At 45.4% G+C, this 11803-nt stretch carries 11 protein-coding genes; 1 reads left to right on the forward strand and 10 read right to left on the reverse strand.

Annotated elements, in window-relative coordinates; genetic code table 11:
• Positions 1 to 165 precede the first annotated feature (165 nt).
• Together MHH93_RS04130 and MHH93_RS04135 are read right to left on the reverse strand one after the other, a co-directional pair.
• A complete protein-coding gene (locus tag MHH93_RS04130; protein ID WP_500052923.1) occupies positions 166 to 453 on the reverse strand; it encodes a hypothetical protein in 288 nt (95 codons plus the stop codon).
• Positions 450 to 1592 (reverse strand): NAD(P)/FAD-dependent oxidoreductase, encoded by a 1143-nt coding sequence (locus MHH93_RS04135; RefSeq protein ID WP_500052924.1) that lies wholly within the window; start codon positions 1590 to 1592, stop codon positions 450 to 452. Before MHH93_RS04135 ends, MHH93_RS04130 begins: the two co-directional genes overlap by 4 nt.
• Positions 1593 to 1886: 294 nt before the next feature.
• Here MHH93_RS04135 and MHH93_RS04140 point away from each other — a divergent pair, with 294 nt between their 5' ends.
• Complete coding sequence (locus MHH93_RS04140; RefSeq protein ID WP_500052925.1) at positions 1887 to 2702, forward strand: AraC family transcriptional regulator; 816 nt, start codon at positions 1887 to 1889, stop codon at positions 2700 to 2702.
• Here the strand turns inward: MHH93_RS04140 and MHH93_RS04145 are convergent.
• The 8 genes from MHH93_RS04145 to MHH93_RS04180 form a co-directional block, all read right to left on the reverse strand.
• The gene (locus MHH93_RS04145) at positions 2699 to 3340 is read right to left on the reverse strand and encodes an HAD family hydrolase (RefSeq protein ID WP_500052926.1); all 642 of its coding nucleotides are present in this window, start codon (positions 3338 to 3340) and stop codon (positions 2699 to 2701) included. The two genes, MHH93_RS04140 and MHH93_RS04145, sit on opposite strands and share 4 nt — an antisense overlap.
• A gap of 39 nt (positions 3341 to 3379) precedes the next feature.
• Positions 3380 to 3973, reverse strand: a complete 594-nt coding sequence (locus MHH93_RS04150; protein WP_500052927.1) for a DUF1349 domain-containing protein — start codon at positions 3971 to 3973, stop codon at positions 3380 to 3382.
• 82 nt (positions 3974 to 4055) lie between these two features.
• Complete coding sequence (locus MHH93_RS04155; RefSeq protein WP_500052928.1) at positions 4056 to 5300, reverse strand: MFS transporter; 1245 nt, start codon at positions 5298 to 5300, stop codon at positions 4056 to 4058.
• Positions 5301 to 5392: 92 nt separating this feature from the next.
• Positions 5393 to 6424, reverse strand: a complete 1032-nt coding sequence (locus MHH93_RS04160; protein ID WP_500052929.1) for a zinc-dependent alcohol dehydrogenase — start codon at positions 6422 to 6424, stop codon at positions 5393 to 5395.
• A 43-nt stretch (positions 6425 to 6467) separates the two neighbouring features.
• The gene (locus tag MHH93_RS04165; protein WP_500052930.1) at positions 6468 to 7775 is read right to left on the reverse strand and encodes an aminotransferase class III-fold pyridoxal phosphate-dependent enzyme; all 1308 of its coding nucleotides are present in this window, start codon (positions 7773 to 7775) and stop codon (positions 6468 to 6470) included.
• Between the two features lie 37 nt (positions 7776 to 7812).
• Positions 7813 to 8967, reverse strand: a complete 1155-nt coding sequence (locus MHH93_RS04170) for a glycosyltransferase family 2 protein (protein ID WP_500052931.1) — start codon at positions 8965 to 8967, stop codon at positions 7813 to 7815.
• Between the two features lie 351 nt (positions 8968 to 9318).
• On the reverse strand, positions 9319 to 9885 hold the full coding sequence (locus MHH93_RS04175) for a TetR/AcrR family transcriptional regulator (RefSeq protein WP_500052932.1): 567 nt from the start codon (positions 9883 to 9885) through the stop codon (positions 9319 to 9321).
• Positions 9886 to 10100: 215 nt separating this feature from the next.
• Positions 10101 to 11579, reverse strand: coding sequence for an Lsa family ABC-F type ribosomal protection protein (locus tag MHH93_RS04180; RefSeq protein ID WP_500052933.1), 1479 nt, complete (start codon positions 11577 to 11579; stop codon positions 10101 to 10103).
• Between the last annotated feature and the right edge of the window lie 224 nt (positions 11580 to 11803).

Consider the following 11803-nt stretch of genomic DNA (forward strand, 5'->3'; position numbering starts at 1 on the left):
CCTGAATTGACAGTTCAGCACCTACATCCATTTTATACCAACCGTTCATTTATTGGTATAAACCATTTGAACTAAATCAAGAAAACCCCTTAAATAAGGGGTTTTCTTGTATACAAAGCGTATATTTAATTGTCAGAGTTCCAGAAAACACGAGGTATGAGCCGATCAATCGCCAAGTTTCGCCAATGCTTCCTGTAGCTGTTCCAGCTGTTCAGACAGAGTTCTAATCAGATTCTGTGTATCGCTTGCCTTCTCCAATAAGACTTGTTCGTCCGAATTGTCTTTTGATGCTTTGCCGTTTGGTGATGACTTCAATTCCGACAATTCGTGTTCGTACGCTTCTTGTTTCTCCAAAGCTATTTGCAGTTCTTCTTTCGTCGTATCGATCTGATGCTCCAGATATATGATATCGGACGAGTTCGCTCCATCGGATAAACGTTGTGAATAGGTCATGATTCACCTCTTTTCATTTCATCCATTGCTTTACCAACCGTGTAGGGCTCAATATCGATATCCAGTTCCATGCCGAGAGCTAGTTTCGCCAGCTGACTCCCGATAAAAGGACCCATAGTCAAGCCAGATGCCCCAAGTCCATTCGCGGTAATCAGTCCTTGCCACCCTGGTACAGCACCCATTACAGGCAGAAATCCAGGTGTGAACGGTCGGAAGCCGACTCGTACTTCCTGGAACGTGCTGTTTGCGAGACCCGGTGCCAATTCCAGGCCCTTATTCAAAACCTCCTGCATACCGCCAGCAGTTACTCTTGTATCATAACCTTCCACATCATTCTCATGAGTGGCTCCAATGACAATCTTCTGTTGATCAAAGGCCAGGAGATATTGGTCAGACGGAGGCATAATTACAGGCCAACGGCCTGTATTCTCCTCATCCGTGACATGTAAATGCATAATTTGTGCCTTCTGATAGTGCACTTTAAAGTGTATGCCGAGAGGCTTCAACAGTGCATTCGCCCATGCACCTGCACAGACAACGACTTCATCTGCCAGGAAACTCTGATCATGAACACGCACACCAATGACCCGATCCGCTTCGAACTGAAGCGTGGCGTCTCCATGGATTACCTTCGCTCCATTTCGCTGTGCAGACCGGATTAATGCATCGCGCAGCGCTCTTCCATCTATACGTGCAGCACCACTAATATGTACCGATTGATAGTGCTTTTCCAGCAGTGGAAAACGTTCATGGGTTTCTTTGGCATCAAGAGGTGTAATCTCACCAATCTCCGGTGCATCTGCTTTGCGAAGGTGTGCCCGCTCTTGCATCTTATTGATTTTGTCCTCATCCATATGAATGCTGAGTGCGCCCACTTGAGCATATCCGGTTTCCGTTTCCCCTTCATTCTCAAGCTCCGCTATGATGCCAGGGTAGAACCGCGCACCAGCCTTGGCGAGTTGATACCAGTCCTGATTGCGTCGCTGTGACAGCCATGGACAGATGATCCCGGCAGCTGCATCCGTTGCCTGTCCTATATCTTTTCGATCTATGATGATGACTTCAGCGCCCCGTTTGGCTAATTGATAGGCTGTTGATGCCCCCAGAATACCCGATCCAACTACGATGACTTTCTTCATGTTTGCATCCCTTTCCTTATCACTCATTCCTTATAGCGTATACCGTTTCGCATTCTGTTGGCAAGGCAGGCGTACTTCCAGGTCCAGAAATATAGACTGATCTGACTGCGGTTCATGCTAGTCCATCCAATATGGAATGGTTGAATCATTTCTTTGAAAACGTTTTATATATTGCCCGTCATTCAATTAAAATTATTCCATTTATGTAATATAATTCTTTCTAGGTTTCTTTTAACGCTGTAACCACGCCACTTACGCACATGATCCTTTAACGAAAAGAGGAATAACACGACGATGCCGAAACCTAGCATGGGGAATCCACTGGATACCGATATGCCGCTCATGATTACAGGGCAAAACCAGTTGACCGTTGATGAATTGATGAATTGGAGCGACCATTCACGGGATTACAGCATTGTACAGTGCATCGGAGGAACAGGGCGAATCGCAGCAAAAAATCATGAATTTTCGATCAAAAAAGGAACCGCTCTCATTCTGTTCCCGGAGGTAACCTATCGTTACCACAATCTGAGTGATTCATTACGATTTGATTGTCTGTCTTTTAATGGCTATTTATTGCCACGTTTCTTGCATACCTTGCAGATCGGGGAGCTGCGCGCCTTCAAGCCGGACGGAATGCTTCATATCCTGTTGCATGAAATTACGCTGGCGCTGCAGTCCCGGCACAAGGATCAGATCTGGCACGTATCCGCATTACTGTACATGCTTTTGGTCAGATTAACCATTGAAGGTGAACGCTATAGTGCATATGAACGTTCTGATGCTCGATTAAGATTGGATGAACTCATTACTTTTATCAAACAAAATTATCATCAGGATATCTCTCTCCCCATGTTGGCTGAGCAGATGGACGTAACCGAACAACACCTGAATCGGATATTCAAAAAAGAATTTCAAATGACGCCACTGGAATATCTCATGCGATATCGGTTGTTGAAAGCCAAGGAAATGCTCATTGAAAATCATTCAACTACGGCTCATGAAATAGCCAAAGCTGTTGGTTTTAACAGTGCCAGTTACTTTGGATCAGTGTTCAAAAAATACGAAGGGATCTCACCGATCGAGCTGCGCAAACAGTATCTGGATTAAAGAGCCTCCATATCAATCTCGGCCAGCGAGGATAACCGCAGTTCATGTATGGCGAATTCCAGACCACGCGTTACCTCGTTAGGCACGATGATGCAACGAATACCTGCGGCGTTGGCTGCCTTCAGTCCGTTAGGAGAGTCTTCGAACACAATCGCTTCCGAAGCCTTGATACCCAGACTCTGGAGAGCAAGAAGGTACAGTTCAGGATCAGGTTTGACTCGCTTCACATCTTCTGATGTATGAACGACTGTGAAATAATCAAAAATGCCTAATTTCTTCAAGTAACCATGAACCCAGTCCCGTGTGGAGCTGGAAGCAACCGCAAGCTTAATCCCCTTTTCCCTCGCAGACTGAAGCAATTCATTCACCCCTGGAAGTATAGCTGCCTGCCCCAGATAAACTTCGTATTTCTGTTCTGAGAGCAGTTTGATATGATCATGATCAATTTTTCTTTGAAGCGCCTGCTCCAGATACAAAAAAGGATGAAATTCCTCAAAGGATGTCCCCACATTTTTCGACCATAGGTCCAGACCAAGTTCAACACCGTGCTCTTCATAAATATCGCGAAACGCATAGTACCAGGGCGTCTCTGTATCCACAATGAGTCCATCAAAATCAAATATAAATGCTTTTACCATGAACCTGTTCTCCCTCCAATGATCGGCCGGGGGAGCGGATTAGAAGCGTGCCGTCAAGTCCGGATGAGTAACGTTCACGGATAAAAAGTGACACGTACAGCCCGTTCCAGTCGGCGACTGAACAACTAATCCAGCTCGAAGTTCCCCTTTTATCGGCATGCCGAAATAACGAATTAGTTTCCACTCATTCCCATCGGGTGAATAAAAGAATGATATGCAGCCCTCTACTTTGCGTATACGCAGATAGGGATTAGGTACGGAGACTTCCTCCGAATTGCAATCATCGGATGAACCATCACGCGTGACCACTGACACGATCGTAGGTGCTTTTCCATCATACTCAAAACAAATTTTGCACCAGTTAAGATCATCTGCCATCACCATCAGACATCCGGAATCATATTGATTTTTCATATCCACGGTTAACTGGGTTGTGATTTCGAAGTCCTCAGGCACGGGCATGGACAAGAACGGAGCAGTTGCACGAATGTGCTTCCCCGCTGGATCTTGGAAAAAGTCGGTGTCCGCCTTCGCTTCCACCAGCACACCTCCCTGATCCGTATAGGACCAGCTTTCGGGCTCGTTCATCCAGCTCCATTGCTTCCGCGCTTCTGTTGTCATTACGTTAGTCATTTGTTAGCAGCCTCCCAAGTTAAAGTTTAATCTAGTTTTTTCTGTACTACATATTCTCTCCAGATACAGTAAACCCCTTTTTCTACATATTTTTGTAAGGCTCCAGTACTTGGGAGTGCTTATGCGGATCCGGCAGGAATAACATGATGACCATGAGTACGATATATAGACCAAGAATGACACTGAACAACAGCGTTGGATTGTGATGATAGAGCAAGCCCGTCAGATATCCGGATGGAATGGCTGTTAGCGTCATGACCGTCTGCACGGCCGAGAACATGTCGGCTTTCTCATGCGTACCCAATCTGTTCATCAGCAGGGAATCCCGGTACGTCTGTAGTATGAAATTACCCGCAGCGAGCACGATTAGCGTGAGAAACAACATCGCGATATTCCCCACAGGGATCAATAGAAACAGGATGGCCCCTGCTGTACTAAGCACGATGGAAAAACCAACATACTTTTCTTCCGAACGCCGTTTAAGTCGCGGAATGATCACCAGATAGAGCAGCATGACGGTTACCGCAGTCACTACTGGGATAAACGAAATAACACGGTCATCAAATTTCAACTGTTCCTTGAAGAAAATGACCTGAAAGAAATTCAGTTGCAAGATCAGATTGGACAAAACTGTAATCAAAATGATCGGAAAAAGTCGCCGTTTGTAAAATGATTTGCCGAACAGACGCAGACTGGCACCTAAGCTCTGAAGCACACGGGTTTTACTATGCAATCCCATAAGTTCCTTGCCAACTTCAGTCTCATCCGTGTATCGGTTACGAATGAAGAACATGGCCGTCATCAGGATGCCCCCGACAAAGTAAATGCTGGCCAGTGTAGGCACAATACCATAATCAGCAATGACTACCCCGGCAATAGGCGTTAATACCCCGGCTCCTGTAATGATCATATTGAGAATGGCAAACACTTTTGATCGTTTGTGTTCCTCCACATCCTCAATAATCAGACAGTTAAATGCGACCGTTACAAACTTCGAAGTTGCGTTCAGCAAGTAGGCGATCAGAAACAGCCAGAAGTTCTGGGAGAATGCCCAGATGAACATCGGAACACTCCAGGCAAGCAGATCAAAGATCAGCGTTGTTCGTTTCCGTCCCAGCTTATTCGTAATGGAACCCGCAAACAATTGAAAGATAAAGGCAAAATAAAGATTTACCGAATTGATTAAACCAATTTCGATGTCCGAAAGTCCGGCTTCCTTCATATATAAAGGAGCGTAGAAGAGAACAATCGTGCCCGGAATCGCCCATACCGGTTCGAGTAGAATGGAGTAGCGTGGATTCTTCGGCAAATCTTGAAGCAATTTCAATCGATATCCCTTCCTTCTGCAGTTTCCACCGCTGCGAATTCCGACTTCTCGCAGCGGCGAACCTGCTAATGTCTACATGCTTATAGTACCTCTTATAGGATCAGAGCTGTTTTCACTGAATTCATCGGCAACTTCTCTCCAGTATGCAAGTCATAACCAATCGTTCCATTAAAGGCCTGTTCATAATCACTCAGCAGTTCCTTCGCTGTCACCATCTGTTCCAGTTCCGGAATGCTTTGGGCAAATTTCAATGCCGTACTTATCATGGAGTGATTAGCAACTGCACCGATGATACTAATACCATCATTAATCACGGCAGTTGATTTGAACGTCACCTCATAGCTGTCGTCATATCCCATAGGAATGATTTTGCCGCCTTTGGCAATCATCTCAAACCCTACATGAAGCTGGTTACCCACCGCGTCCACTACAATATCAAACTTCTTGTGATTATTGATCTCGTATACTTTATCGAGCGTCAGGTCCTGAGGATAGAACACATGATCCGCGATCCCAGAAGCGAACTCTTTGCGGTATGGATCAACTTCCGTGCCTACAGTAAGCCTTGCCAATCGTTTGCTCACAAGCTGACACAAGGAACCTATTGCACCCGAACCGAGGACCAGTACAGCGTCACTTGGCTTAGTGCCTGCTTTCATGAACGTCTGAAGCACACATCCCAGTGGTTCAATCATCATGGCTGTTTCCCAGCTCATGGAATCCGGGATGGCATAGATATACTTTTCGTCCCCTACAAAATACTCGGCAAAGGTTCCGTGGGTCGTCATCCCTACCTGATAGTCATCAAAATTCTCACAGTAGATGAAGAGACCTTCGCGGCAGTAAGAGCAGGTACCGCAAGATTGCGTGGGATCAACCAATACCCGATCGCCGATCTTGAAACCACGTACTTCTTCGCCCACCTCAACCACGGTGCCTACGCCTTCATGACCAATGATCGTTCCTTTATTCGCAGGCACTTTGCCTTTGACAATATTCAGGTCTGTCCCGCAGATGCCTGAACCGTAGATTTTAATCTTAACTTGATTCGGCTTTTGAATAGTTGGCTCCTCAATCTCCTGGTACGTCACCTGTTTGAGATCCTGATATACGAGTGCTTTCATTGAATAATTCCTCCTAGTCGTTTGTCGATTTCTAAACTATGGATTAAGCTTCAGACGTTTTCGAAAGTTGCATCAAATGAAGATGTTCCTGCTTCTGAATCTCTTTCCAATCTGACAGGATCTGTAATAGCGCTTCCTCGACCCACAGCAATTCTTCCCGTGTATGGGCATCCGAGAAAATCAAGTAACCTTTGGTGAAGATGCCGAAGTGAGCCATTCTCTTCACCATGAACTCTCGGAAAGGGTCCGTTTGGAAGTTATCCTCGGCCAGGGATTGAATGCAGAAGCTTGCATACGTCCCTTTCACTTCCAATTGATCTGTTAAACCGAGTAACACAAGTTCAGATTCCAGACTGTCCATAATCCGGGTTGCCGGATCACGCCAGGTCGGCCATACTTTCGCATTCTTCATTAATCGTTCACAGGCAATGGCTGCCGCAAGCGCTGTTGTTTCGCTGGAATGCGCATTGCTGAATCGAACCTGTCCCGACAGAGACATCAAGTGCTCCGGCCCCAGAACCGCAGCGAGCGGTAACCCGTTTGCCATACCTTTGGAGATACAGAGCAGATCAGGCCAGATGTCATATTCTCCTGCTGTAGCCTGTTTGCCCATTCGAATACCGGAAGTGACCTCATCGAATATGATAATGATGTCCAGAGAGCGGCATAGGTTGACGACTTCCTCCAGCCCATCTCGTTTCCACTCGTTGGGACATAAAACAATACATGCGATATCCTCGGGAGATGAGGTAATCTGAGCCTCAATTCGCTCCGCAGTGGGTTTGTTGACCCAGATTGTCGAACGCTCAATATCTACTGGAATGCCTCGTTCTTTTGTCTGGCCACCATAATAGCCGTATGCGGACCAGTCATGCCACCCATGATAAGCCGTCGCAATAACCTTGCTTTTGCCACTTGCGGCACGAGCAAGTCGTACGGCCCCACTCACTGCATCGGCACCACTCTTGGTGAAGCGCAGCGACGGATAACGACCCTCGAACCGCTCCAGGATCAACTCGGCGCATTCAAGCTCGATGTCGGCCGGTACCGAAAAGCTTGTCCCTTTTTTCAGCTGGTGAATGACGGTTAGTTGGACTTCATGTCTCGCATGTCCCCAAGACGCCGTACCCATGGCCATTTCGCAATCCAGCCATTCATTACCGTCAATATCTGTAAATCGGGATTTGTAAGCCTCTGCACAACACACGGGTGTATGCCCCGGAAATAAACGTTCAGGTGCTTTGGCTAAAGTACTGCAACCGCTCGGAATTACCTTTTCGACTTGCTCCAACCACTCCAGATTACGGGTAAATCTTACGGCACGATCGAGCGTGCTCTCTTTTTCTTTCACCTTAAGTACCTCCCTGTTTATTTTCGTTGTGCGTGAATTACCGAACTTTGGTTCCAGGCCAGCATCCATCGTAGATGCGATCCATCGTAATTACATTGCCATACAGATCAATGATCAGATCCTTGGCTCGATGAGCATGTCTCATCTCAATCCAGTAGCGGTTCTCCAGCAAACGGGCGAAATTGTCCACCAAAAACAGTAACCGGTTCTCACTATGAATCAGTTCCTTACCCAGTACCTGTGGCAGCCAGATGGCCCCATTGGAATTAAAGCGGTTTGAATAGTCCCGTACTTCGGCTACATTTGCAAATTCAGCTTCCTCCAGCTTAGTCCAGAATGTATCCGCATCACTTCGAACCTCGGCAAGGTCAATCCCGACAATCGGCAGATGCTGGTATTCCTCTTGGCTTTCAAGCTGCGCTTTCAGATGACCGAAAACGAATGGCCACACGTCAGCTTCGATTTGACCGCCCCACTTTTTCCAGAAGCGTGCCAGATTGTTCTTGCGGTTGAAGTTTCGGTGAATGCCGCTGCTGCGTTCCCAGTGATAGGCTTGAATATTCGGATTAATGACTGTATCGTATCCGGCAGCTCGTGCCCGCATCTGATAATCAAAGTCCTCGTACCCGTTAAAGAATTTCTCATCGAGGTTGCCGATGGTCTCGTAGACCTCCCGCTTCATGCCGAACATGGCAAACACCACCAGTTGAACAGAGAACGTTTCTTTCGGGATATCATCAGGGGATGCGTTCAGGAACAGGTGTCGACCGATGGTGTCCGCAAAAGCAATGCCGCAGTGCTGCACGCCTCCGGTTTGCGGATACAACAGAACGCCTCCAATCATGCCGATCGTAATATCGCTATCCAGAGTCTCTTTCATCATTGGTTGCCAGTTCGGTTGAAGAATGGTGTCGGAATCCAGGAAGAAAATGTACTCTCCCTTGGCAAGACTGAGTGCGCTATTAATCGACACGGCGCAACCGAGTGGAAAATCATGCTGAAGAATCTCGATGGTCACACCTTCTCTTACTTCTTGCTTCAGTTTATCCAGATGTTGAAAGACTGCTGAGCCGGAACCATCGTTGATGAAAATAATCTGAGTGGATGGGCTTACCGTCCGGAGCAACGAATCTGTGAACAGGTTCAAAATGTTATAGTCCTGGTTGACTGGCACAATAATGGTGTAAAGCATGGAATCCCTCCTGATTGGGTTGATGGAATGAGTACATAAGCTGATTCGAAGTACACAATTGCAGGTATTTCTGTCCGGCCCCCTCGTTTGAATATTTTGTCTTTATTTGGTAATGATTTGAATCTACTAGAAATTTATATCATTTTTTGTAAACTGGAAATCTTAAATTCTGAACCCTGTTAATATTTGAATATGTGAAAAAAGCAAGAATTTAATGCTTACACACTGGGAAACGCTGTTGTGAACGCAAAAAAAACACCCCCAAAGAGTCTGCGTATCGCACGATACGGTTGACGGTTTAAGAGTGCTTTCGTACTAAAATTGATCGTTTTTCGTTGAATTGGTCCTGACCTAGCGCTGCTTAAAACCATGATAAAACGTGTCTACTACAAGCGCAGGAGCTGCTTTTCTCGCGATATGACCACTTACAACCTGCTGCCACGTCAGGAACATGATGGAATACAGCACATCTACAATCCAGGTTTTATCGAGATCGGAACGGAAATAACCTTTTTGCTGTAACAGACCGACCGCATGAAGTACCGGTTCTCTCAATTTCAGATCTGCTCCCTCAATCTCGGGATTATAGTTAATGGTCGTGTCATGAGCCAGAAAATATATTTTGTCGCCTAATGGAATCAGTGCTTCGATCAGCTCAGGTATGTACTCTTCACAGTGCTCCTCATCCAGTTGGATTTGTTCCATGGTCTCACTGACCACCTCGATTGCGCGTAATCCCAGATGAACCATGAGCTGTTCGCGGCTTTCCACATAACGATGTAATGTAGCAATCCCGATTTTGGCAGATTCAGCAATTTCATTCATGGAAGCATTCGGCTTTTCTATCAGCAACTTGGTAGCCTCGTCCAAAATGGAATGAAGCCTGGTTTGTTTAATTGTTGTCATTTCCTTTTTCATGGGTATTACACCTCTTGGCGAATTAGTCTACAAATGATCGATTCATCCATCATATGATTGGATGAGTTCATAAAATTATAGCATACATTCTCACCATATCGCAGTTTGAACCTTACACGCTACCTACTATACTCTTGCTGTACATATAAAGCTTAAAAGCCGCCATTCGGCGGCTCTTAGCATCGTTATCTTTTAACGCAGTCTGTTGCTGTTGCTTATAGTTCAATGATTCTTGTTGCAATATTGGTACAAAATTCACGATCATGCTCTACAAAAAGCAGGGTCGGTGAATATTCCAGCAGCAGGTCTTCGATCTGCATACGTGAGATGACATCCACAAAGTTCAGTGGTTCATCCCATATATGAAGATGAGCTTTCTCACTAAGACTTTTGGCGATGAGCACTTTCTTTTTTTGACCTGCACTAAATGTCGAAATATCTTTCTCCAGTTGCTGTCTAGAAAAATCCAACTTTCGGAGTATCGATTTGAACAGGCTCTCATCAATTCCCTGTGTGGATGCATACTCAGATAAATATCCTCCGAGATCGGACGTGTCCTGCGACACATACGAGATTTTAAGCTGATGATCCTTTTGGAAAAGCCCTGTGTAAGCAATATCTTCACCACAGATCAGTTTAAGAATGCTGGATTTGCCCGAGCCATTTTTACCATACAGGGCAATTCGGTCCCCTTTTTCAACCGTAAAACTGATATCTTTACACACCGTATTGGAGCCATATGTTACCGATACATGTTCCAATTCGACAAGTTCATGCTTGTGAAAATCCAGCTGATGGATCTGCAGACGTTCTGCACTCTCGATATTTTTGAGAAGTTTAGACTTATCTTGAATCGCAGACTGCTGCCTTTGTTCGATATTTTTGGAACGTTTCATCATTTTGGCAGCCTTGTGCCCAATATATCCTTTATCCACCTTGGAACCGGAATTTCTCGTGCCGTTTTTGGTCTTTTCTACTTCATGCGACCATCCACCGGTCCGTTTGGCTGAATCGGATAAACGCTTGATGTCCTTCTTTAATTTCTCATTACTCGCAAGTTCAAACTGATCTTGTCTTCGTTTATTTTCCCACCAAGCGGAGAAATTGCCTTTCTGAATCTCGATGTTACTCTTATTGATCGAAAGGATGTGGTCTACACTTTGATCAAGAAAGGAGCGATCATGAGACACCAAAATAAATCCGCTTTTGCTGCAGAGATAATCACCTACAATTTGTCTCGCATGAAGATCAAGATGATTGGTTGGTTCATCAATGAGCAGAAACCGATTGTCCTTCAGGAACAAGGCAGCCAGCATCACCTTTGTTTGTTCTCCGTTGGATAACGTGTCAAAAGGCCGATACAACACATCTTCCGACACCTTCAACAGGTTAAACTCGCGCACAACTTGCCAGTGCAGATATTCAGGATGAATCTCGGCGATGACATCGATTGTCATGGCTCCCTTATTCTCTACCCGGAAAGGAAAGTATTCAAAGCTAACATTCGCGGAGATATGTCCGCTGTATTCATATTTACCGAGCAACAGATTGAGGAATGTCGTTTTACCTCTGCCGTTCCTGCCGGTAAAACCCAATTTCCAATCGGAATCTAACTGGAAACTAACATTCTCAAATATATTATCGTAACTGCCATCATAGGCAAAGGTCAGGTTGGTAACGTTAATTAAAGACATGCAGATCATCCTTTTTATGTGAAATATAAAAGTAAACTGACGGGATTTCACCATTGAACACGGCATGGATTCCCTCACTTTAATATTTGGACATAATCAGAATTTAGATTCGCTTATGCGATCATGAAACTGGAGATAAAACCTTCAGCGCCAAGTAGATCTATGCATAGGAGGATAAAGTGTCGGATTCTGATTAGTTATATTGTGAACCATGCCATTGTTCA

This window comes from Priestia sp. FSL H7-0729 (assembly GCF_038005685.1).
GTDB lineage: Bacteria > Bacillota > Bacilli > Paenibacillales > Paenibacillaceae > Paenibacillus.